Below are 24,115 nucleotides of genomic sequence, written 5' to 3'. Positions count from 1 at the left end.
CGGTTGACTCGAAACCGAAAAAAACGTTTAATACACGCCGTTGCCCGGATAGCTCAGTCGGTAGAGCAGAGGATTGAAAATCCTCGTGTCGGTGGTTCGATTCCGCCTCCGGGCACCACATATTGCAAGGCCTCGCTGGAAACAGCGGGGCTTTTTTGTTTTAGGCATTGTGCCAATTTTGTACCAACCAAGCCTTCATCAATGCAAAGATAAAAAAGCACGCCCAAGAACGAGCGTGCTTAAATACTTCAACTTATTCTACATGGGTTCCTTTAAAACGTTGTACTAAGTAATACAACGCTGGCAGCACCACCAAAGTCAATAATGTCGACGAGACAATGCCGCCGATTACCACAGTAGCCAGTGGTCGCTGTACCTCAGCGCCGACACCGGTATTAAATGCCATAGGGACAAAGCCCAGGCTAGCTACGAGAGCAGTCATCAGTACAGGTCTTAACCGTTGTTGCGCGCCTTCAAACACCGCATCTTTCAACGGCAGTCCGTCGCGCAGCAGTTGCCGTATGAATGTCAGCATGACCACGCCGTTCAAAACCGCCACGCCCGACAGTGCAATGAAGCCGACTGCAGCGGAAATTGATAGCGGCATATCGCGCAGCGCTAATGCGAATATCCCGCCGGTCAGCGCTAAGGGAACGCCTGTAAATATTACGAGTGCACTGCTCAGCGAATTAAAAGCACTGTATAGCAGGCCAATAATTAATAGCAGCGCTAATGGCACAACCAAACTCAACCGTTGGGAAGCTGATTGCAGCTGTTCAAAGGTACCGTCGTAGTTAACCCAATAACCTGCTGGCAAATCAACGTCAGTCGTTAGCGCATCCTGAACATCTGCCACAAAAGAGCCCAAATCACGATCTTCAACATTCGCACTCACAATAACATTGCGTTTGCTACTTTCTCGGTTAATTTGGTTCGGTCCACTTTCCAAACTCAATTCGGCGACCTCTCCCAACGGCACATAGCGCAGCTCAGGGTTGCCGGCAGGCAGATCAATAGGCAGTGATTTAAGCTGTTCAATGCTCTTACGCCATTCTTTGTCGAGACGTACCATTAGCTTGAAGCGTTTATCCCCCTCGTAAATAATCCCTGACTGAACTCCACCAACCGCAGCTTGAACTGCTCGTTGTACATCAGCGACTGTTAGGCCTAATAACGCTAAATGATCACGCTTAGGTATAACTGAGAGTGTCGATAAACCGGTCATTTGTTCAACCCGAACGTCAGCAGCGCCATCAACGGTGCGAATGACTGCGGCGGCTGAGTCGCCTAACCGTTTAAGCGTTTGCAAGTCATCGCCATAAATACGAACCCCCAAGTCAGCTCGAACGCCTGCAATAAGTTCGTTAAAGCGCATTTCAATGGGCTGAGTGAACTCGTACTTATTACCGGGAAGCTCTTGCACAGCAGTTCGTATTTCAGCAACCAGTTGCTCTTTGGGTTTCTCTGGATTTGGCCAGTCCTCACGCTCCTTTAAAATAATAATGGTATCAGCAACGCTCGGTGGCATAGGGTCGGTCGCAACATCCGGGGTACCAATTTTTGAGAATACCAGTTTAACTTCGTCAAAGCGTGACACCACAGACTCGACATCTTTTTGCATTGCTATAGACTGCTGTAAGCCAGTCCCCGGAATGCGCAAGGCATGCATGGCAATATCGCCTTCATCAAGCTGTGGCAAAAACTCAGTTCCCATGCGACTCGCCTGAAACAGTGATACCGCAAATAACCCAAAGCCAAGCAAAATAATGACAACTGGAAGCTTTAATGTTTGCCGTAGAGCCGGCTGATACACTTTGCGGGCCGCTCGCATTATTCGGTTTTCGCCGTGCTTAATATTGCCACGGACAAATATTGCAATAGCAGCGGGTACAAAGGTAACACTGAAAATCAGCGCACCTAACAACGCCGCTACAACCGTAAACGCCATGGGATGGAACATCTTGCCTTCCACGCCACTTAACGCAAATATTGGCAGGTAGACCAGCATAATAATCAGTACACCAAAAACGGCTGGGTTGAAGACCTCACGTGTACTGTGAGTCACTTCAATTAAACGCTCTTTGGTTGTCAGCACCCTACCGAGGCGTTGTTGAGCATTCCCCAGGCGCCGCAGCGCGTTCTCGACAACAATGACCGCACCGTCGACAATAATGCCAAAATCTATTGCGCCCAGGCTCATTAAATTACCAGACACCTTGTTGGCAACCATGCCGCTTACCGCAAACAGCATACTTAACGGAATGACACAGGCGGTAATTAGTGCTGCACGGGCATTTCCGAGTAGAATGAAAAGCACGACAATAACCAGCACGGCACCTTCAAACAGATTTTTCTCTACCGTTGCAATGGTTTTATCCACTAAGGATGTGCGGTTATAAACCGTTTCGATGACGACACCGTCTGGCAAGCTTCGTTGCACCTCCTCAATTTTATTGGCGACATTCTGTGCAACAATACGGCTGTTCTCGCCGATAAGCATCATGGCCGTGCCCAATACCACCTCGCTCTCGCCCGAGGTTGAAGCGCCAGTGCGTAATTGTTCTCCCAGTTTGACCTCAGCCACGTCACTCACGCGCACCGGTGCATCATCACGTTTTGTCACGACCACATCACGAATATCGTCAAGTGTCTTAAGCTGTCCAGGCGAACGCACCAACCATTGCTCACCATTTTTCTCGATATAACCGGCACCAGCGTTTCTATTGTTAAGATCCAATGCTGCCAAAAGGTCCTGCATGGTCACTTTATAGGCCAGCATACGACCGGGGATGGGAGCCACCTGGTATTGCTTTTCATAACCCCCCACACTATTAATCTCGGTAACACCGGGTACCTTGACCAGTTGCGGCTTAATGATCCAATCCTGAATAGTACGCAACTGCTCGGGCGTATACGCCTCGCCATCGGCATTGGTAGCCCCCTCTTTCGCGCGTACTACATAATTAACAATTTCACCAAGGCCGGAGGCTATTGGCCCCATCGTCGGCTCAATACCGTCGGGTACTTCTCCCCTTACCTTTTGCAATCGCTCACTGATTTGCTGTCTAGCCCAGTAAATATCGGTGCCCTCTTCAAACACCACGGTAACTTGCGACAACCCATAGCGTGAGATCGAGCGGGTGTAGTCCAGCTTTGGTAAACCTGCCATCGCGGTTTCCACCGGATAAGAAATACGTTGTTCGGTTTCTAATGGCGAATAGCCTGGCGCTTCTGAATTTATCTGGACCTGAACATTGGTAATATCCGGCACAGCATCGATGGGTAGCTTTAATGTGCTATAAACGCCCGCAGCTGCTACTAACAAGGTTGCGGCAAGCACCAGCCATCGACGCTCAACCGCAAAGCGAATGAGTGCATCTATCATTGTTTACTCTCCCTAATGGCTGTGGCCTGCGCCTTGTTTTAGAATGTCAGCCTTTATCAAGTAGCTGTTTTCAACGACATAACTTTCGCCATTTTCAATACCCAATAACACCTCGGTGTATTCACCGTCAGTTCGGCCTAGTTCAACTTCTCGAGCTTCGAAACGATTACCCTCTTTAACAAAAACAACGGGGTTATCGTCTAAACGTTGCACAGCATCATTGTTTATCGCCAAGCTCGCGTTAAAGCTGTCTGTAACGACATCCGCTTTTACGTGCATTCCCGGTCGCCAATGCCCCGACTGATTGGGCAGCTCGATACGTGCGCGTGCAATATGTCCGCCGGTCATTTGTGGAGATAGATAAGAAATCGTCCCTTCGACAGTCTTGTGGTGATGCAAGTCGTAAACATGTGCCGTCTGGTCTTCTGCTAATGACTCAATGTTCTCCGGAAACGCTGAAAGCTCCACCCAGACCGATGATGGATCCAGGACTTCAAATAATGGCTTTTGCTCAACCACTTCACCAACATTGGTAAAACGTGCAGTTACCTCTCCGCTAATTGGGCTGATGACTTCAAATGCCGTGCCTGTCGTAACATTCTCAACAACAGCCAGGGTTTGCCCGGCTCTTATAGCATCGCCGATATTGGCCTTTAACGATGTAACAATACCTTTGTACTTAGCACCGATATGCACGATATTGTTGTTATTGGGCGCTATTACCCCAAAAATAGTCTGCATTACTCGAAGGTTTTGAGCGCTCGCTGTTGCCAACGTTAATTTCGCGTTTTCTATTGCTGCATCACTTAAATTGGTATGGGGTACTTCATGCTCTGCGTGTTTTTCCTCATAAGCCAATACGGGCAGTGAAAAAATGGCGATGCAGAACAGAGTGATCACTGAATTGAAAGTCATGGTTGTACTCCTAAAAACGGCTGTCCGGTCATGCGCTCTAATTGGATGATGTCGCTGTAAATCGCATGTTGACGGGAGACTTTTTCATACTCGAGTTTGGCTAACTCCGTTTGCGCGTCTAACACTTGCAACAAAGAGTGCGTTCCGCGTGCGTAACCCTGTTGAGTTTGTTCAAGTAATTGCTCAGATAATGGCATCAGTCGCTGGTTTATCTTTTGCAGATAACTTTGGTGAGTTTGCAAACTGTGCACTAGCGATAAAGCCAGTGATTTTAGTTGCTGCCGAACCTGTTTTTGCTGCGCAAGGTTAGACTGATGCAGTAATCGGCTTTGTTTTATGCGACCGACGTTAGGGTCAGTGAACTGCAATGGCATCGATGCCTGAACGATTAAACCTACATCATCGAACTCATTATTGTAGCGAGCCCCGACACCAACGGTAATATCCGACTTTGAGTCCGCTGCTAACGCTCTGGCTTGCGCTTGTAGAAGTTGCTCAGAGTCCAGTAAACGCAAATACTCCGGCGCCCGATTAACAGCCGATAACACGTTGGCTTTTTCCGGCAGACTTAGCGGAAAAGAAAAGCCTCCAGAGACCCGCTTAAAGTTGAGCTCGCCTGCCCACATTGACGCCAGTTCGGTTTGTTTCTTTTTTAGTTTGCCGTTCAACTCGTCCGAGAAAGCGTATTGGCGTTCTAATTGCAATTGAATACGGATAACCTCGGACCTAGGCACCGCGCCAGCTTCTACACGCTCCTGCGCCACTTTTATCAGTCGCTCAGTTCGCTCAATTTGACGCTCGCTGGTATGCGAAACTTGCTGAAGTTTTAAAACGTCATAGAAACGCTGTGTAGTTTCCGCCAAGACCTCAATTTGACGATACTCGAACTCCGCTCGCTGAGCTTTTTCTTTTTCGGTTGCAGCTTCAACGCGTAACTGCCGTTTGTCCCCTAATTCTATGAGCTGAGAAAAGGATACGGTTAACTGTGAGCTACTGATACCTTCTAACCGTCCTGAACCAGCGAAGTTTTCTATTTCCGCAGATACCCTTGGGTTAGGTGAAAACTCAGCCTGCTCTATCAGTGCTCCTGCAGCTCTTATTTTATAATCATATTCCAGTAACTCAGGGTTATTCTTGAGCGTTTTTTGTAACGCCTCTTTCAGCGTTAAATCTGTCGTAGCAGCCGTCGCCGCAGGCACTAGCGCGCCTAAGCAAAAGGCTGCCACGAAGTATAAATACTTCATGTTGCTTCTCCATTAACTTATAGGTTTTAAAAAGTCTAAGTTAACGGTTACGCGTTTGGTGGAGGTACAGGGGGTTGGTGAGTCAGGCTTTGGCCAAAATCCACAGAGTTTGAGTTGGACGCCAGAATTACTGGCGTTGCAGAAACGGAAATTCCATAGCCGGTAATACAACTTATGTGAGCATGAAATTGATGTTCATGATCGAGAGCTGGTTGCTCTGTAGTTGAATTTTTATGCTCGATATCATGCTCTAAATCAAACACAACATCGACACTTTGGTGACTCGGGTCTTCGATATGCCCAGCAGCAGACGCACAGGTAAAAAAGCTGTGTATTAATACGACCACGATGAGCAACCAAGATATTTTCATGACGGGCACTTTATCGAATAAAAGCCCAAAAAACCAGTGGAGAGACTCATCAGGCGCTGTGAACATATACATCCACTCACTTCCGTTATATGCTTATTCTAAAGTTGCTATAATAATGTTGCTGCATCATGAAAATAGATCGCTCATTCAGAAAGCTTGCCAATACTCTTCCTTACATGCTCGCTTTTGTAGATAACAAGCGACGCTACAAGTTCGTAAATACAGCGTATGAGAATTTTTTTGGTGTAAAACTAAAGAATATAAAAAGCAAAACAATCGCTGAAATTGTGGGTGATGACTCCTACCAGAAAATTTCTAAAATTCACGACCGCGTTCTACAGGGCGAAGAGCTTGAGCTGTCCGAGAGGGTAGAGCTGAATGACGGACGTAGCATTCAACTCGAGATAAACTATATACCCAATGTCGAAACTCTCAGCAAACGGGTTAATGGCTTTTTTGCAATAATCAATGATGTGACCGAGTATGCCAGCGCAGCTGAGGTTTTACGTGCTGTACACGATGTCGTCAATCGACAGTCAAAAACACTGTCCACTGATCGCATTGCCAAGCTTCTTAAACTTGGTTGTCATTACTTACATGCACAAACAGGGCTTGTCAGCCATGTTACTGATGACGACTACGTCGTCAAATACGCCTACTCCGAAGCGGAAGATATTCCTGCAGACACAACGTTTTCGTTGGGTGAAACATACTGTTCTGTGACACTCGAGTCTAACAAAGTCATCGCTACCACGCACGCCTCAACAAGCAGTGAATATGCTGGACACCCATGTTTTGAAAAATTTCAGTTGGAAACTTATCTGGGCTTACCCATTAAAATTAATGGACAAACGTGGGGAACACTCAACTTTACGAGTCCAGAAGCACGTCTTACACCATTTACCGAACTTGATATAGAGCTAATGAGCCTAATATGTTCTGCTATCGAGAATATTATTATCAATTCTTCTAAAACAAAAAAATTGGAAAAGCTAGCTTATACCGACTTTTTGACGGGCCTTTCAAATCGTCTGTTCATAACTGAGCGTTTTGAAGAGTTACAGCCAAACGATAATCAGACGTTAAATATAACCTGCTTTGCCATAATTGATATAGATCATTTCAAAACGATAAATGACAATTACGGCCATGATGCAGGTGATAAAGTACTTCAACAGACAGCCCGAAAAATAGCAGAACAAGTGCGCGCCAGTGACTGCGTATCTCGCGTTGGAGGCGAAGAGTTCGCCGTCATATTGACAAACATCCCACGCGAAAACGCTCAGTCTACCCTTGAAAAACTTCGTCAATTAGTTGCTGAGAATAAGGTGGCTCTAGGGGATAAAAGCGTCGTCAATGTCACCGTATCAATAGGTGCAACAGAGCTCACAGTAGATGATGAATTTAATACCGCCTACAAAAAAGCTGATATCGCACTTTACCAAAGTAAAAAGCAAGGCAGGAACAGGGTGACTTGGCATTACGAGTAAAGCTACAGAGCGTTTAGAAGAAACCCTGTGTATCTGCAGGACCTCTTCTCATTCTGTCTCAGACTAAATATCAATAAGCGCCTTCGCTATAAATCAGCTCATAGCTATGACTGTAAATTTCTAAGATATTCCCAAACGGGTCTTCCATGTAAATCATGCGGTAAGGTTTTTCGCCAGGGTAATAATAACGAGGCTTTTCCATGCGTCGTTTACCACCAGCCGCTTCAACACGGTCAGCCAACTCCTCAACATTGGGATCTTGCACACAAAAGTGGAAAATTCCGGTTTTCCAGTATTCAAAGTTGTCATCAGGGTTCTGTTGATTCTCGAACTCAAATAGCTCTATGCCAATTCTGTCACCTGTCGACAGGTGCGCAATCCGAAAGCGATTCCAGCCGGCTCCGAAAACATCGGTACACATTTCACCTATCGCACTGTCGTCTTCCTCTATATCGGTTGGTTTCATAATCAAATACCAGCCCATAACCTGAGTATAAAACTCAACGGCTTGTTCCAAATTTGGGACGGAAATACCGATATGCGAAAAAGTTCTTGGATATACATTACTCATAAAACCTCCTCTCTTTAAGATAAAAGAAGGTTAACTGACCTATTACATAATTTTAAATTATGATTTATCATTAAAATCATCATATTTTATAATGATATTTAAATGCTAAATACAACGTGGCTACGCACTTTTTGTACCCTTGTCGAAATCGGTCATTTCACTCGCACCGCAGAGACGCTTAACATGACACAATCGGGCGTAAGCCAGCATGTGCAAAAACTAGAAGCGCAGTTAGGCCGAACTCTGCTAACTAGAGAAAAGAAACAATTTCGTCTTACGGAAGCGGGTCAGCGTTTATACGATGAAGCTAACCGCTTACTCGCTGAATTTTCAAACCTTGCAAACATTGTTACGTCTGACCCAGCCTTTGAAGGCTTAGTTAAGATAATGTCGCCTGGCAGTGTCGGACTTAAACTGTACCCCTATTTGCTGTCTCTGCAAAAAGAGCATCCTAAACTAGTAATGAATTATCGATTTGCTCCAAATGCAGACATAGAAAGTGCCATAGTAGAATCAAGTGTGGATATCGGTATTATGTCGTCAAAGCCGTCACTACCGGATGTCAATTGTGAGGCAATTGGAAGTGAGTCACTACTTTTGGTCACCCCCGCTCACGTTGAGACTCCCAGTTGGGATTCATTGAAGACTCTTGGTTTCATCGATCACCCAGACGGCAGTCACCATGCAGATCTCTTATTAAGCTCCAACTACCCGGAATTCCAACACAGCAACTTATTTATTCAGCGAGGGTTCTCTAATCAGATCAGTCTAATTCTCACCCCAGTTAGCATGGGGCTGGGCTTTACCATACTGCCTGCCTACGCAGTCGATGCCTTTCCAAAGTCTGATAAAATAAAGTCTCATCACTTAAACCATCCGGTGAGCGAAACGCTTTACCTTTGTACCCGACGAAACACTCAACCCCCGAACCGGATTAAAACCGTCATCGCTGATATTAAGCAACGAATTTGAACTCAACATAGTGACACTTGATTTTTATAGACGGTTAGTCTATTTTTTAAGAATGGAAACTGAGAATAAAAACAAGCGAACTCGCGGCCGCCCTAAAAAGAATGTCGAAGGTCACAATCAAACTCGACAGCGCTTACTGCGTGCAGGAATTGAATCGCTCACCGAGTCTGGGTATTCAAGCATAGGATTAGACTCTATTCTAAAGCTAGAGGGTATCCCTAAAGGTTCTTTTTACTATTATTTCAGCAGTAAGGAGGCATTCGGTCAGGAAATCATTGAAAGCTACAATCAGTTCTTTAAAAACAAACTGATTAAATGCTTGCAGCCGAGCCGCCAACAGCCGCTATCAGGCTTCCATGCTTTCGTTGCCGACGCCATTAGCGGTATTGAGAAATATCAATTTCAGCGCGGTTGTTTAATCGGTAATCTTGGACAAGAATTGAACACCCTGCCGCCTAGCTTTCGTAGCCAATTGGCCGGTGTTTTCTCACAATGGAGTGATCTGCTTGCCGACTATCTGCGAGAGGAGCAAGCCTATGGCCACATCGCAAACTCGTTAAATTGCGCCCAACAAAGCGAGCTATTTTGGATTGGCTGGGAAGGTGCCGTTCTCCACGGTAAGTTGCAAAAAAGCTCGCAGCCTATTCAGTTATTTGCCGACTATTTTGTAAACACACTAAATAGATAAGTTTTTTATCTTTTTATAGACGATCAGTCTAATTTTGGAGGCTTTTATGTTTAACGCCATTGTTATCACCAAACACGATGAGCAACTCACTGAATTAACGTCGATAGATAAATCGACGCTGAGTAACGGCGATGTAACCGTCGATGTCGCTTATTCAACTTTGAACTATAAAGATGCGCTGGCTATTTGCCAGAAGCCTGGAGTCGTGCGCCAGTGGCCCATGATCCCCGGCATTGATTTAGCCGGAACAGTGATAGAGTCCTCCAGCGACCGTTTTGTAGCCGGCGACAAGGTATTATTAAATGGCTACGGCGTTGGCGAGGTGCACACCGGAGGGTTAGCACAAATAGCCCGCGTAAAAAGCGAATGGCTAGTCCCCTTACCAAAGGGTATCAGTCTTAAACAATCCATGGCTATTGGTACTGCCGGCTACACTGCCATGCTATCCGTATTAGCACTGGAACAGCAAGGTGTTACGCCAAGCTCTGGTGACATTTTAGTCACCGGCGCTGCGGGCGGTGTGGGCTCAATAGCCACATCCTTGCTCAGCAAACTTGGTTACACAGTCATTGCAGTATCAGGCCGCTCTGAACAAACAAGTTACCTCAAAACACTCGGTGCTTCTGAAGTTCTGCCACGCAGTGACTTTGAAAGCTCCGCCAAGCCTCTGGCAAAAGAGCGATTTGCAGGCGTTATCGATGTCGCCGGGTCGAATATATTGGCCAACGCGATTTCGCAAACGCAATACGGGGGCGTTGTCACTGCGTGTGGATTAGCTGCCGGTATGGACTTACCCACAAGTGTGGCGCCATTTATTTTGCGTGGCGTAAAACTAATAGGTATCGACAGCGTTATGGCTCCCATGCAAGACCGATTAGCAGCGTGGGACCGGTTAACAAAAGATTTAGACTTATCAATGCTGGATAGCATGATACAAACTGTCGGTCTTAACGAAGTTCAGGAGCTTGCGCCACAATTGCTCAAAGGCCAAGTGCGCGGCCGTACGGTAGTTGATGTGAATGACTAATCTAGATATATAAAGACTAGCGATATTGAAGTTGAGGTTATGTTCTTTTACTTAACGCTTTTCAATAGCTTTAGCGAATATTGATGAATCCACTATCCATCATAAAAATGAAATTGATTGAGCCGAGTTTTTACTTTGGCATTGACGAAATGAGCAGCAAGCGTTTCGTCAACGCCTATCTGGGAATTACCTAACGACTTCAGCCAACCAAGTTGAACGGATCATTTATCGAACGAGACGGCTCGGTAAACCACACCGGCCCGTCTTCTGCCATATAAAAATGATCTTCCAGACGCACGCCAAATTTCTCTGGGTTAATCACCATAGGTTCATTGCTAAAACACATTCCCGGCGCTAATTCAGTTTTATCGCCTCCAACTAGATAGGGCCATTCATGCAAATCCATGCCAATACCGTGGCCTGTTCTGTGCGGCACACCCGGTAATTGATAGTCGGGCTCCAGGCCCTGTTCTTTTAATTTAACACGCACGGCGTCATCCACAGACTCACAAGTCTTACCCAATACAGCGGCATCAAAAGCGGCTTGTTGCAAATCTCGTTCGTACTGCCAAAATTTCTGCTGCTCTTCAGTTGCAGTGCCAAAAGCATAAGTACGGGTAATATCAGAATGATAGCCGTGCAACTTGCAGCCGGTATCTATCAGCACCCAGTCGTCTTTTTCTAAGTGCTGTTCGTAATTAACGCCGTGTGGGTAGCTGGTGCCCTTGCCAAATAACACAATACAGAAAAACGAACCGGACGCTCCCACCTTACGGTGTGCTTTATCAATAAAAGCTCTGACTTCCGACGCTGTGATGCCTTCGTGAAGCATAGCACCTGTGGCTCTGTGCACAGCCATGGTCATATCCATTGCGGTCTGAATTAGCGCCAATTCTGCGGGGGATTTATGCATCCGGCAGGCTGCGGTAATGACTTTTGCGTCACACATTGTTTCGGCGGGTTTACGTTCCTCCAGCTGTGCCACCACGCTGTAGGGTGTGGATTCATCTAATGCCAGCTTATAACCATCAGAAAAATGCTCCGTTAAGAACGCCAACAACCGTTCGTAGGGTGATTCGTGCTCGTCCCACAAAACCGTATCCATGGGCAGTATCATTGCCTGAGTTAATGAACCGACTTCAAACGCCGGCGCTATCAGGGTGACATCCCCTTCAACCGGAAGAACAGCGCCAACCAATCGTTCACTGGGGTACCACTTTAAACCAGTAAAATATTCTAAGTTGGTTCCTGCGTTTAAGTACATAGCGCTAATGCCTTGCTCCTGCATCAGTGCCTGCGCCCTGGCAACGCGCTGCTGGTATTCTTCCAGTTGAATAGGCTGAACACCTGCGGTCATATTTTCCAAAGCGCTGAGAGCTTCCTCAGCCCGCGCAACCCCTACCCCATGGGTCATAAACATTCCTCTTATTAATTGAGCATTCACCGGATGTAATAGCATCAGGCTACATCAAATTCGTCCGAATTTCTTTCAACCGTGCAATGTAATCCTGACTAAACACATTTTCCGCACGTTTAATATAAGCCTCTAAATCAACATACCTCAGCGCATTTTTAAAATAGAACTTATCGGCAAAAGGCTGCATTTTCTGCTTTTCAAAAATGTCCTTTATTTGCCCAAAATAGGCTTCAATGTCGTTAACCATAGACACCATATGCCAGTCGCTACCGTACATTATTTTATCAGCCAGCTTAAAAGGTTTGTCGGCAGTGGCTTCACGCGTTAGCTCAATTTCAAGCCGCCGGGCCAGGTTTGCCTTTGCTTTCTTACTGCCGACAATTTCATGTAAGTAGGACAAGTCGCAATAAACATGCGGGTAGCGCCGACACAGCTCGACAACCTTACGGGCGTAATTGTTCGGATCACTCCACTCCTCTTCTGTCTCTGCCAGCCAACCTTTAACCCAGCGCCCGTTCACTTTTCGCTTTCCGCCACCGGCATGGCCAAAGCAGAGCCTCATTGTTTTCCTTTGCTCTGTTTTTGTCAGCGCCTGCTCCCAGTAATCCGGGTCTGAATTTAACCCTGACCCTTTATAAGCCTGAAAGCCTTCCGGCGTGCAGTGAGTGAAAACCGGAATGGAATACTCCACACAAAAATCCAGAAAGTAATCAACAACCCGTTCAACCGGAGGTTCATTACCCGCTGGCTTGTAACCCATAGGAGGATAAAACTTGAATCCCGCTTTGCCGTGCTCTAACGATCGCTCTATGGCATCTCGAAGCACGCGATCAGTGGCAGACTGAGAAACAAATCGCAAAGGATCAAAGGCAGAGAACCCCAGCACTATGCCTTCTAAATAATTCTCCAACGCAGTCATGCGCTCTAACTGCTGATCATAAAACTCATACTTGGGGTTATCATCAAACGGATGGGCCATATCCATCATGTAATGAAAAAGCACATAATTTTCCGCAAAGTTGCCGTAATAGCCTTTTAACCGCTTAAGTATCCCTATCTCACTGCGCAGCATATTTAATACAAAATCTATTTTGTCCGCGGCGTTCTCTAAAAACTCCAGTGACTTGCGCAGCATGCGCTCAATCATTTTATGAATGCCGAAGAACCAGCCCGATATTTTATCCTGAGGGTGAGTTTCTGCTTTGAAGGTTAATTTCGTTTTTATGTAATCTAACTCCAGTTCCCGGGCCGATTCGCTGTCACCGTAATACTGATGTATTTCTCTCAGAACCGAGTACAACTCACTATTAATGAATTTCTCCTGGTAGGCTTTCGCTAACTCCGGATTGCTAGTGCCCTCTTCACTTAATTCTCCCGGCAAGTAATGTCCTATTTCAATACAAACCAGGTGAGCAAACTCGTTGCAGATTTTTTCTGTGGCACCTTTTTGAGTGGTGACTGAAAATGACGCAAGCCGCTCTTGTAATGTAGAGCTGGCGGTTAGTGAATACGCCAGTTTGCTAATTAACTTTGCCGGTAACTTCCAGATCCCCCAACTCTCAAGAATTCCCTGCAAAGGCACATAACGAGCGTTGAAAAGGTGGGTATGGGCATCAACAACAAAAGGGAGTTTATTCATGGTCGTATCCATCTGAAATAGCCTGATTTTCCTGAGTTTTAGTTAAGTTAATAACTCGCAGAAGGTCAACTGCTCTCGTGTAAATTGGTCGTTCTTCCCAATATTTGGTCACAAGCACAAATCTCGGTTTTCGGTGAAATTATAAGCAGCTGATTATTAAAGAAATTATTTCTGGCCTAAGAATTGCTTTGTTGTCCATAATAAGAAGATAAGAACAACAAGGAACCATCATGAGTGTAAAGTTTGAAGATCGCCCAATAGAAAAAGTCCGGGAAGAAACCATCGACCAACTGGTCATGAATTACAGCCACGGTGAGCTGTCGGCAGAAGCCTTTGAACGCCGGCTTGATCAAGCCATGGACGCGACGGCACATAGCCAGCTGGCGGAACTGGTAGAAGACCTGGAGCTGAAGCCCGATACCTCATACGACAGCATGAAAGAACAACAATTCTCGCCACATTACGGTGAGGGCCGAGTGCTGCCAACAGAAAACGTGGTCTCCATACTGTCCTCTAATGAGCGCTGTGGTGTATGGACGGTTCCACGCGAAATCACCATCTATTCCCTGTTAGGCTCAGTAGAGCTGGACTTTACCGATGCCGTATTCCAACACCCTGACGTTACTATAAAAATTATAGGCGGCCTTTCAAGCCTGGAAATTTTCGTGCCTGAAGAAATTACTATCAGCACCAACGTCTTTAGCATTCTTGGTTCCACAGAGAATAAAGCCCCGTCTATGGGCAACTTAAAACAGGCACCACATATACGTATAGAGGGCTTCCAGGTGCTGGGTTCTGTTGAGGTAAAAGTGAAGCGCACCATAAAAGAGAAGTTTGTTGCCTTTGCAAATAGCTTAAAAGGCACCTTTCAATCTCGTTAGTGTCGGAGTAAATTGGAGCTAACACTCAATTTAACGGAGAGTTAGCTCCATGAAACTCTATGAAATGGCAAAAGCGCCCAATCCTCGGCGGGTGCGGATGTTTCTTGCGGAGAAAGGGCTCCTGAACAAGGTCGACTGCGTTGAGCTCGATCTGGCCAAAGGCGAGAACTTAACGCAGGAATTTGAACGAAAAAATCCAATGAAAAAAGTGCCGGTACTGGAACTCGACAACGGCACCTGCATTGGCGAAACCATGGCCATTTGCCGCTACTTTGAAGCCGCCTTCCCGGAATCTGAAGCCTTACTAGGCAATACCGCTGAAGAGCAGGCCATTATCGAACAATGGACACGCTGGATAGACTTCTATTTATTTACCCCAATTGGCATGTGCTTTCAGCACACAACCGATTATTTCAAACACAAAATGACACCCATAAAAGAGTGGGGTGAGGCAAACCACGCAGCAACCCTGACCTTCTTCGACTTTCTCGAAAAGCACCTGGCCGATCATCAGTTTATTGCGCTGGAACGTTTTACCATTGCAGATATTAACGCCTTTTGCACGGTCGACTTTGCCAAGGTGATTCAACTGCGAGTCGATGACCGCTGGCCTCATCTAAAAGCCTGGTACGAGCGTATGAAAGAGCGCGACTCATCAAAGGTTTAAGGAATAAACATGATTGAACTCTACACAGCAGCGACACCCAACGGTTATAAAGCCACGGTCACCTTAGAAGAAATGGGGCTGGACTATAACCTGCACCATGTGCAGTTGCAGGAAAATGAGCAAAAACGCCCAGAGTTTCTGAAAATGAACCCTAACGGTCGTATTCCGGTGATTGTCGATAAAAACAACGATGATTTCGCGGTGTTTGAGTCCGGCGCCATTATGCTGTATCTGGCTGAAACCTACGACAAGCTTAACCCTAAAGACCCAAAAGAACGTTCGCGTATGATCCAATGGCTGATGTTTCAAATGGGTGGCATTGGCCCCATGATGGGACAAGCTAATGTCTTCTATCGGTACTTTCCGGAGAAGCTGCCGTCAGCCATTGAACGTTATCAAAACGAAAGCCGTCGGCTGTTCGAGGTGCTGAATAAGCGTTTAGGAGAGTCTGAATACTTAGCCGGTGAAAACTTCTCGTTAGCGGATATTGCCAACTGGTGCTGGGTGCGTACCCACGACTGGTCCGGTGTCAGTCTTGACGGCCTGGAAAACCTGAAGCGATGGATGAACACCATCAGTGAGCGTCCGGCCTGCCAACGCGGTGTCACGAAGCCGGAGCGGATGGGCGATCCTGACGAACTGGTCAAGAGCGCCCAAAAAATGGTGCAGCGTTAAGCGGCAGCCAGCTGCGCCAGGTACTCATCGTAACTGCCGGCAAAGTCACGTAAGCCTTTGTCGGTAATTTCGATAATACGAGTAGCCAAAGTCGACACGAACTCGCGGTCATGGCTGACAAACAACAAGGTACCTTCAAACTGCTCCAGTGCCATGTTTAACGACTCTATCGATTCCATATCCAAATGGTTCGTCGGTTCGTCCATCACCAGAATGTTCGGGCGCTGCAAAATCAGTTTCCCGAAGATCATCCGCCCTTTTTCACCACCGGATAAAATCGATACCGGCTTCTGAATATCGTCTGAAGAAAACAGCATACGACCCAGCACACCACGAATAGCCTGTTCGTCATCGCCCGGCTTCTTCCACTGATACATCCACTCGTAAACGGTCATTTCCTGCTTAAACCAGTGGGCGTGATCCTGCGCGTAGTAGCCTATCGCCGCATTTTCAGACCACTTGATGCTGCCTGAGTCCGGCGTGTACTCGCCCATCAAACATTTCAGCAAAGTCGTTTTACCAATACCGTTGGCACCGATAATAGCGACTTTCTCACCCACTTCTATCGATGTGCTCAAGCCTTTTAAAACGGCCTCGTCATCAAAGCTCTTACGTACGTTTTCGGTTTCAAGCGCCAGCCGGTAAAGTTTCTTCTCTTGCGTGAAGCGAATATACGGATTCACCCGACTGGATGCTTTAACCTCATCCAACTGAATCTTTTCCATTTGTCGCTGACGCGAGGTCGCCTGCTTGGCTTTTGACGCATTCGCCGAGAAACGGCTGACAAAGCTCTGCAGCTCCGCAATTTTCTCTTTCTTCTTGGCGTTATCGCTCATCAGCTGTTCGCGCGCCTGAGTAGCGGCAAACATATATTCGTCATAGTTACCCGGGTAGACACGTAGCTCGCCGTAATCGATATCGGCCATGTGCGTACACACCGTGTTCAGAAAGTGACGGTCGTGCGAGATAATGATCATGGTGCTTTGCTTTTCCGCCAACACCTCTTCCAGCCAGCGAATAGTGTTAATGTCCAGGTTGTTGGTCGGCTCGTCCAACAGCATAATATCCGGCTCAGAGAACAGCACCTGCGCCAGTAACACCCGAATTTTCACACCCGGTGCCAGTGCCGACATCAAACCAAAGTGCTGCTCTACCGGTATACCTAAGCCCAACAGCAATTCGCCAGCACGAGATTCAGCTGTGTAACCGTCCATTTCAGCGAATTCGGTTTCCAAATCGGCTACACGCATACCGTCTTCTTCACTCATTTCGCCACTGCTATAAATACGGTCACGCTCTTCTTTTACCGCCCACAGCTCTTCGTGCCCCATAATAACGGCGTCAACCACGCTGTACTCTTCGTACGCAAACTGGTCCTGGCGCAACTTACCAATGCGGGTATTCGGCTCCAGCGAGACGTTGCCGGAGGAAGGCTCCTGCTCACCACTTAAAATGCGCATAAAGGTCGACTTACCACAGCCATTAGCACCAATAAGGCCATAACGGTTGCCATTGCCGAATTTAACAGAAATATTTTCAAAAAGAGGCTTCGCACCAAATTGCATGGTGATATTTGCAGCAGAAATCACGTATTCAACATCCAGGACTATAGGGTAAAAATTGAGCGCGCAATGTACGTGTTTTTCGCGTAAATTACAAAGAAAGATTCACTAATGGGTAAATAGACTATGCAAATGTCCTGGAATGATGTCTCCACGAATTTAAGTAAAATTTGGAACACCGAGCTTTGGAAGACCGGCGACGCCCAGATATACCTCAGTCAGGTAATTATTGCCATTACACTGATTATTGTTGGCGTTATTGTTATACGCTGGGTTGGTTCCAGTCTGGTAAAACGAGCTCTTAAATCGGGTCATGCCTCTCAGAACACCATTTATGCCTTTAGAAAGCTGTTCTCTTTCCTAGCTTACGTGCTCATTGTCTTAATAGCCCTGCCCGTTGCCGGCATCCCTATTACCATATTTGCTGTATTAGGTGGTGCGTTAGCCATTGGTGTCGGTTTTGGTGCGCAGAACCTGTTAAACAATCTAATTTCCGGAATGATATTGGTTGCAGAGCGCCCTATTCGCATTGGCGACATTGTTGAGCTCGAGAATGAACGGGGCAAAATTGAAGAAATTGGCAACCGCTGTGTTCGCATCAAACGCTTCGACGGCGTGCATGTGCTGGTTCCAAACAGTTATTTCCTTGAGCAGCGGGTAGTGAACTGGACACTAGTTTCGACGGAAATACGCAGCACAGTCACCGTTGGGGTTGCCTATGGCTCGCCTATCGACAAAGTTCGCGAACTCATGCTGGAAGCCGCCAGCCAACACGAAAAAATTGTTCAACGCCTGCCTTTTGAAGTCTTTTTCGATGACTTTGGTGACAACAGCTTAACCTTCAATTTACTGTTCTGGACAGAAGTTGAAGCCCCGATGGACATTCGTCGAGTACAGTCCGACATACGCTTTAAAATCGATAAGATATTCGCCGAGAATGACATCACCATCGCCTTCCCGCAGCGCGATGTGCATTTAGATACGTTAAAACCTTTAGAAATAAAGATGACGTGATGATGCTGGTGATAGAGGGCGCGACCGACGGTTGCAGTGGACTATTGAGGAGGTGTGCAGCGCCATGGATGGCGCTGCCCAAGCCCTACATGGATGTATTTACGGGCGTCCTCCTCAATAGTTCCTGCGACCTCAGCGCCCGCTACATCCAACTCACCTGATGTAAACATCAGGCTACCTAGAACTCGTAGCTGTAACTTAAGCTAACAACGGTTCCGACTTCTTTGCTGCGAACTAAAATATCCGATTGCGTCACTTCCTGATCTTCTCCAAGAATGTTCTTTACCTTGAAGCCGATTTTTGAACTAAAGCTCGGATAGTAGTTGTACACCAAATCCAGCGAGTGGAAAGGCTGTTCGTAAGCATCTTCACGTCCACCAACACCTGCTGCCAGAATGCGTTCGCCAAACACGTTGTAAACTAACGAGGTGGAGTGCTCGCCGTTGGCAGAGTCGTAGTTTAACTGGAAGTTAGCCACGTATTCTGAGTGTCCGGTCATGCGCTTCGTCGGGTTAGTTAAGTTACCCGCCAACGCAGGGTCAATCGACGCTTCTGAGTCACTCCAGGTTAAGTTACCTGAGGTGAAGAAGCCGTTCGCCAAGTACCCTAAGTCGTGCAGCCATTCAAACTCAACACCGTACACTTCGGCTGATTCACCGTTCACATAGGTCAGTGTGTAATCTTCATCACCCACGCGCAGCACCGACTCAATTGGTTTTTCTATGTCCTTATAGAAGGCTGCAACGGTGTAGTTATCGCCATTATCCGCGTAGTACTCAAAGCGTGCATCGTAGTTACGTAAGTCACTGCTTTGCAAACCGGCCGTACCAAAAGTGCGAATATCCGTAGTCGGGTCGTAGTAAGCTACCGGAACCGTCTCGCGCAAGTCCGGACGAACAACCGTTTCACCGTAACCAAAGCGAAGCTGATAATTGTCATTAGCCATATAGGTCAGTGACAAAGCGGTGTAAACATCGTCTTCTGAAATCGAGCTATCGATAACGCGCTGAGGGTTGAAGTAGTTATTCAGGTCCTGCTCGTCAAAAATTAAGCTCGAGGTCGCCAATGACACTTGCTTAAAGTCTTCGTAACGAACACCACCACTGACACGCCAAGTATTGTCGAATATGGCATCGAACTCACCGTAATACGCATCGATTTTCTGAGCAGCCAGGTAATCATCCGCATTTGGCGCACCCGGTTCACGGAAGGTAATACGGAAGTCATTTTCGTCGATGACCTCATCGGTCAAATACCCGGTAACTCCCAGTACGTTGTCTAAGTCATCCAATACTGACAAGCGTGAACCTGAGGCGTTATCCAAACTGAAGCGACTGGTGCTGTAATAACGAGCTTTATCCATAAAGTCATAACCCGCTTTCAGCTCCAGTTCAATACCAGACAACATAATCGGGAGCGAGAAGTTACCACCGTAAGATTTCACGTTGTCTTCCATGTCAACGAACTGGAAAATCGCACGGTTGTCATCACCTGTTACACGAGTCTCAGAGAAGCTTCCGTCAGTGTTGTAAATGTCATCAAAACGGTAAGACACTTCGGTCGGAATTTCCGTCTCCGCTTTTGACTCCGTGTACTGCCAGTCAAAACCAATACCCCAATAGTCCATAAAGGTGTGCTGGCCGCGGAATTGGTCCACGTTTAGTACCCGCTCTTCGTATTTGAACTCATGTTCGCGGTTAGCAATACCGGTTCCGGCAATGGTTTTCAGGTTACTGCCGTTGGGGCTTTGCTTAATACCAAATTCTGACTCGTCCTCTGAGTCTTCCAGGTAAATTTTGGTGTAGCTGACGCTGTGTGTGTCTAATTCATAGCCTGCGGTAAAAAAGCCGTTAAGACGTTCTGTTTCCTGTGTCACCGTAGTTTCAGACAAGGTGTTGTAACAAGAGCTAGAGACATCCTCGGCAGTTTCCAGCGAAGTTGAACAGCCCGCTTCAGCATTGTTACTGATAACCGCATTCCGCCGCTCAGAGACGTTCCAGTCATTGTCATAAGACGCAGCAGCCAACACTCCGATAGTGCCGCCCAACCAGGACTCATCAAAACTGTTACCTAAGGTCGCTTTCAAATCAAAGTTAGGATCCAGAGACTCTTCCTTTAGCACCATGTCACGAGGTAATTGTTTCGCCAGTGACGCATTAATCGCCCGCGCCTGATCACCGGCACTGTTCCCGCTGCCGCTCAGTCCATCGGTATTAATAATGTTGCGTAAGCTAAAGTCACCCTGATAACGACCAATCGCATCGCGGATCCCGTCAGGAATGCCGTCATCGTTGCGGTTATAGGTGTAGCCGTCATCCGCATTGCTGTTAAGACCGACTCCTGCCTCAACATTAAAGATAAAGTCATCCGGCAGCGAGCGCGTACGGATATCGATGTTACCACCGCCAAAAGCCGCCGGCATGGAAGGTGAAAACACCTTTTGTACCGCCATGCTTTCAATAATGGTCGATGGAATAATGTCCAGCGGTACCACGTTACGGGTTAAGTCCGGGCTGGGAATACTGGCGCCGTTAATGCGGGCACTTGAGTAGCGCTCACCTAAACCACGCACGTAAATAAATTTGCCGTCCACCAGGGTCAAACCGGTCACCCGGCGCAACGCTGAAGCCGCGTCGCTGTCACCGGAACGGGACAGCTGCTCTGCACCCAGAATATCTGCCACAAAGGCCTGGTTTTTGCGCTCTTCAACCACTGCAGCCGCACTTCCCTGCAAACGACTACCGGTAGTAACCACTTCTTCAATGGTCGACTCGCGTTCAACTTCAGTTTCGTCAGCTTGCTGTGCCAAAGCTGTCGGAGCCGTGGCAAACAGGCCCAAACCAACCGCTAAAGCAACCGGCTTGAGTTTGTATTGATTCTTCATAATCAACTCCTGCAATAAAATCGGAAAATAGGCGCAACTGTGGTGCGCCTATTTATTCGCATTCCAACTCTAATTAGTCCTGCTCAGAAGCAGCTACAGCAGTTTCAACCCACTGGTACCATTCAGAGCTTGTATCGTCGTCAGAAAGTGCGCCGATAAAATCAACCGGAGTAAAGAAGTCATCATTCAATGCGGTTAAGTCATTCGCAGCAATAGTGATTGAAGAAGACATATCGGTCGAAATACCATCGTCATTCAGAACCATTGCTGAACCGTCTAACACTTCATTTTCACCACCGTTGTCATACCATTGACTGTAGGTTTCGCCGTCACCAAAGGTATTGTCACCGGTGTTCACAAAGTTATTGGTACACGCCATAACCGAGCTGTAGAAATCGAGTTCGCCATTATCAACGCCCGCTTCACCGTCTGAAGTGAAGAAGACACAGCCGTCGTCTGCCGTACCGTTCTCTTTAATTTTCAGTACGTTGTACATCTGCCCCTGGAAGTTGTCGTCAAATTTCGTAGCGATTGACGGGTCGTTATCACGTACGGATGTGCCGTCGGTAGTGATAATAGTCACGTTAGCAATAGTCGGTGCAGATGTTGGTGCTTGCGAATAGTCCGGACCATTGTTTTTCTCGCCGTCTGCCTCAAAACCACCGTTACCCATGTAGTTGGTCTGACCGTCTACTGTCACTGTGCCATGTTTAATAAACACAAATTGCGCACGTCCCTGCCAACCAGCGTCCATATCCAGCGAGTCATCCTGGGTATCCGTTACGACAATGTTTCTTAAGTCAGCAGCGCCACCGAAGAACTCAATGCCATCATCAAAGCCCTGGTGAATGTGAATAAACTCATAAGAAGAGCCTGAACCTACTGCGTTTAGCGTTAGTGAGTTCAAGTCATCACCGTCACCGCCGTCACGAGGACCCGAGCCTGCGTACCAAATTTGTGCGTACTTCATTGAACCGCTGTCGTCAGTGTTGTCGTTACCACCGTAGAAGCTGACAATACCTTCCGATTCACGGTTACAGGTACCACCGTCGCGCTCTGCATCAGTACACTCATTGGTAATACCGTTACCGTTAACGATGATCCCACCCCAGTCTGCGTAACGTGGAGCGTCGCCTGATACGTTTAAACGGTCAAACTCGTTAGCCGAGGTGAACTTAACCGGCTTGTCGAAAGTACCGATAGCGTTCAACTGAGCGCCACGAGCAATCTGAATAATGGCTTCGCCAGAAGTGAATGCCAGCACTGCGCCAGGTTCAACCGTCATGACCGGGCCATTTTGATTAATTTCACAATCGGTTGTGGTGTCGCAGTCTTCACCAATTTGCAGAGCACCATCAAACACATGAACACCGCCGTCAGGCAACTCTTCAAAAGTAATGTCCTCAGCTATTTCAATGGTTGCACTGGCAAAGTCTGTATCATAAGAACAGTCCTGACCGTCGTACTCACCCTGGATGTCTGCATAGCTTGCACAAGGGTTTGATGAGCCGCTGTCGCCACCGTCCGTATCGCCGCCAGCATCAGATCCGCCATTGTTATTCACCGTTGGGGTAACATTAATATCGCCGCCGCAACCAGCTAAAAATAAGGCTGCTGTAACTGCAGAGATTTTGAATAAAGTATTAAATTTCATTGGGTTCTCCCGACTTGGATGTTGTCCAGTTATGATTTAAGTCGGGAGCAGACTAAGACGCCTGCATGACAGGATTGTGACAACACAAAAGTGTCACAAAATATTCACCATTCGGTAACCTAAGTTTTCTCTTTTGATCTTTGCGCTTGTTGAATAAGTAACCTATATCAGTAATAAAAACACAAACGAGGAAAGACCCCATGCGTAAACTTTTAATCAGCGGTTTAATGGCAGCCTTTGCTTTACCCGCTGCGGCTGACCGTTTCGAAGATGTAACCATTGAACACAATGAAGTAGCCAACAATATTTACATGCTGACCGGAGCCGGCGGCAATATGCTGATGTCATCAGGTGACGATGGCGTGTTTCTGGTCGATGACCAATACACTCAGGTAGCAGAGCGTATTGCGGAAAAAATTCAGGAGTTAAGCGGTGAAGAAGTTCATTATATTCTGAACACGCACTTCCACGGCGACCATGTCGGCTCCAATATGTGGTTCGCGAACAACCAAAGCTCGACCATTTTTGCTCATGACCATGTGCGTGAGCGCTTAAGTAACGACGACAGCTTTAACGAAACAGGTCTGCCGGCCATTACTTTTGACTCTGCCATTACCTTCCACTTTAACAATGACACCATTTACGTTTTCCACCTCTCAAACGGTCATACTGACGGTGACAGCGCGGTATGGTTTAAAAATGCGAACGTATTGCATCCGGGCGATTTGTTCTTTAATAAACGTTTCCCGTTTATTGATCTGAAAAGTGGCGGAGACGTGGATGGCTACATCGCAAATGTGGAGCAGTTGTTGAACCGTATTACCGATGAAACCGTGATTATTCCCGGCCATGGTCCGTTGGCAAATAAAGCCGATTACCAAAGCTTTTTGAACATGATGAAAAAAACCAAAGCCGAAGTTGATGCCATGAAGCAAAGCGGCATGACCCTTGATGAAGTGAAGAACAAGGGTCTGAGCGACAAATGGGCTGACTGGAGTTGGTCGTTTATTAATGAAGAGCGCTGGATTGCAACGCTCTACTAAGTTTTAAGTAACCGTA

At 47.0% G+C, this 24,115-nt stretch carries 19 protein-coding genes and 1 tRNA gene; 10 read left to right on the top strand and 10 right to left on the bottom strand.

Annotated features, from left to right (window positions below):
• Nucleotides 1–42: 42 nt before the first annotated feature.
• Nucleotides 43–118 (top strand) — tRNA-Phe (locus K5X84_RS02935).
• A 135-nt stretch (nt 119–253) separates the two neighbouring features.
• Here K5X84_RS02935 and K5X84_RS02930 read toward each other — a convergent pair.
• Genes K5X84_RS02930 through K5X84_RS02915 form a run of 4 tightly spaced genes read right to left on the bottom strand, consistent with a single transcriptional unit; the run spans nt 254 to nt 5,915 of the window.
• Nucleotides 254–3,385, bottom strand: a complete 3,132-nt coding sequence (locus K5X84_RS02930; RefSeq protein WP_222236627.1) for an efflux RND transporter permease subunit — start codon at nt 3,383–3,385, stop codon at nt 254–256.
• Between the two features lie 12 nt (nt 3,386–3,397).
• Nucleotides 3,398–4,300, bottom strand: coding sequence for an efflux RND transporter periplasmic adaptor subunit (locus K5X84_RS02925; protein WP_222236626.1), 903 nt, complete (start codon nt 4,298–4,300; stop codon nt 3,398–3,400).
• On the bottom strand, nt 4,297–5,544 hold the full coding sequence (locus K5X84_RS02920; protein ID WP_222236625.1) for a TolC family protein: 1,248 nt from the start codon (nt 5,542–5,544) through the stop codon (nt 4,297–4,299). Before K5X84_RS02920 ends, K5X84_RS02925 begins: the two co-directional genes overlap by 4 nt.
• A 47-nt stretch (nt 5,545–5,591) precedes the next feature.
• Nucleotides 5,592–5,915: a hypothetical protein gene (locus K5X84_RS02915; protein ID WP_244994818.1), complete on the bottom strand. Its 324-nt coding sequence runs from the start codon at nt 5,913–5,915 to the stop codon at nt 5,592–5,594.
• 128 nt (nt 5,916–6,043) lie between these two features.
• Here K5X84_RS02915 and K5X84_RS02910 point away from each other — a divergent pair, with 128 nt between their 5' ends.
• Nucleotides 6,044–7,405, top strand: coding sequence for a diguanylate cyclase (locus tag K5X84_RS02910; RefSeq protein ID WP_222236624.1), 1,362 nt, complete (start codon nt 6,044–6,046; stop codon nt 7,403–7,405).
• A gap of 70 nt (nt 7,406–7,475) precedes the next feature.
• On the opposite strand, the gene K5X84_RS02905 is transcribed toward K5X84_RS02910, so the two are convergent.
• Entirely contained in the window at nt 7,476–7,976 is a 501-nt protein-coding gene (locus tag K5X84_RS02905; protein WP_222236623.1) for a lactoylglutathione lyase family protein, read from the bottom strand.
• Between the two features lie 102 nt (nt 7,977–8,078).
• On the opposite strand from K5X84_RS02905, the gene K5X84_RS02900 reads away from it, so the two are divergent.
• The 3 genes from K5X84_RS02900 to acuI are packed head-to-tail and all read left to right on the top strand — an operon-like array spanning nt 8,079 to nt 10,663.
• Complete coding sequence (locus K5X84_RS02900; protein WP_222236622.1) at nt 8,079–8,948, top strand: LysR family transcriptional regulator; 870 nt, start codon at nt 8,079–8,081, stop codon at nt 8,946–8,948.
• A gap of 52 nt (nt 8,949–9,000) precedes the next feature.
• A complete protein-coding gene (acuR, locus tag K5X84_RS02895) occupies nt 9,001–9,636 on the top strand; it encodes an acrylate utilization transcriptional regulator AcuR (RefSeq protein ID WP_222236621.1) in 636 nt (211 codons plus the stop codon).
• Between the two features lie 46 nt (nt 9,637–9,682).
• Nucleotides 9,683–10,663, top strand: coding sequence for an acrylyl-CoA reductase (NADPH) (gene acuI / locus K5X84_RS02890; RefSeq protein WP_222236620.1), 981 nt, complete (start codon nt 9,683–9,685; stop codon nt 10,661–10,663).
• A 199-nt stretch (nt 10,664–10,862) separates the two neighbouring features.
• Here the strand turns inward: acuI and K5X84_RS02885 are convergent, their stop codons facing one another.
• Nucleotides 10,863–12,077, bottom strand: coding sequence for a M24 family metallopeptidase (locus K5X84_RS02885; protein ID WP_222236619.1), 1,215 nt, complete (start codon nt 12,075–12,077; stop codon nt 10,863–10,865).
• A 49-nt stretch (nt 12,078–12,126) separates the two neighbouring features.
• On the bottom strand, nt 12,127–13,719 hold the full coding sequence (locus tag K5X84_RS02880; RefSeq protein WP_222236618.1) for an amidohydrolase family protein: 1,593 nt from the start codon (nt 13,717–13,719) through the stop codon (nt 12,127–12,129).
• A gap of 230 nt (nt 13,720–13,949) precedes the next feature.
• On the opposite strand from K5X84_RS02880, the gene K5X84_RS02875 reads away from it, so the two are divergent.
• From K5X84_RS02875 to K5X84_RS02865, 3 genes are read left to right on the top strand one after another with little or no spacing between them, the layout of a single operon-like run.
• A complete protein-coding gene (locus tag K5X84_RS02875; RefSeq protein WP_222236617.1) occupies nt 13,950–14,600 on the top strand; it encodes a DUF1707 SHOCT-like domain-containing protein in 651 nt (216 codons plus the stop codon).
• A gap of 49 nt (nt 14,601–14,649) precedes the next feature.
• The gene (locus K5X84_RS02870) at nt 14,650–15,267 is read left to right on the top strand and encodes a glutathione S-transferase family protein (RefSeq protein WP_222236616.1); all 618 of its coding nucleotides are present in this window, start codon (nt 14,650–14,652) and stop codon (nt 15,265–15,267) included.
• Between the two features lie 9 nt (nt 15,268–15,276).
• Entirely contained in the window at nt 15,277–15,942 is a 666-nt protein-coding gene (locus K5X84_RS02865; protein ID WP_222236615.1) for a glutathione S-transferase family protein, read from the top strand.
• Here K5X84_RS02865 and K5X84_RS02860 read toward each other — a convergent pair.
• On the bottom strand, nt 15,939–17,531 hold the full coding sequence (locus tag K5X84_RS02860; protein WP_054490568.1) for an ABC-F family ATPase: 1,593 nt from the start codon (nt 17,529–17,531) through the stop codon (nt 15,939–15,941). The genes K5X84_RS02865 and K5X84_RS02860 overlap by 4 nt on opposite strands.
• A 99-nt stretch (nt 17,532–17,630) precedes the next feature.
• Between K5X84_RS02860 and K5X84_RS02855 the strand changes: the two genes are divergently transcribed.
• On the top strand, nt 17,631–18,518 hold the full coding sequence (locus tag K5X84_RS02855; protein WP_054490566.1) for a mechanosensitive ion channel family protein: 888 nt from the start codon (nt 17,631–17,633) through the stop codon (nt 18,516–18,518).
• A gap of 178 nt (nt 18,519–18,696) precedes the next feature.
• Here the strand turns inward: K5X84_RS02855 and K5X84_RS02850 are convergent, their stop codons facing one another.
• Nucleotides 18,697–21,402, bottom strand: coding sequence for a TonB-dependent receptor domain-containing protein (locus K5X84_RS02850; RefSeq protein WP_222236614.1), 2,706 nt, complete (start codon nt 21,400–21,402; stop codon nt 18,697–18,699).
• Between the two features lie 73 nt (nt 21,403–21,475).
• A complete protein-coding gene (locus K5X84_RS02845; RefSeq protein ID WP_222236613.1) occupies nt 21,476–23,056 on the bottom strand; it encodes a hypothetical protein in 1,581 nt (526 codons plus the stop codon).
• 200 nt (nt 23,057–23,256) lie between these two features.
• Between K5X84_RS02845 and K5X84_RS02840 the strand changes: the two genes are divergently transcribed.
• Nucleotides 23,257–24,099, top strand: a complete 843-nt coding sequence (locus tag K5X84_RS02840) for an MBL fold metallo-hydrolase (RefSeq protein WP_222236612.1) — start codon at nt 23,257–23,259, stop codon at nt 24,097–24,099.
• Nucleotides 24,100–24,115: the final 16 nt, after the last annotated feature.

Origin of the sequence: Idiomarina abyssalis (assembly GCF_019797805.1) — a bacterium.
GTDB lineage: Bacteria > Pseudomonadota > Gammaproteobacteria > Enterobacterales > Alteromonadaceae > Idiomarina > Idiomarina abyssalis.
The sequence above is the reverse complement of the archived record's forward strand: the minus strand, read 5'-3'. Positions and strand labels throughout refer to the sequence as shown.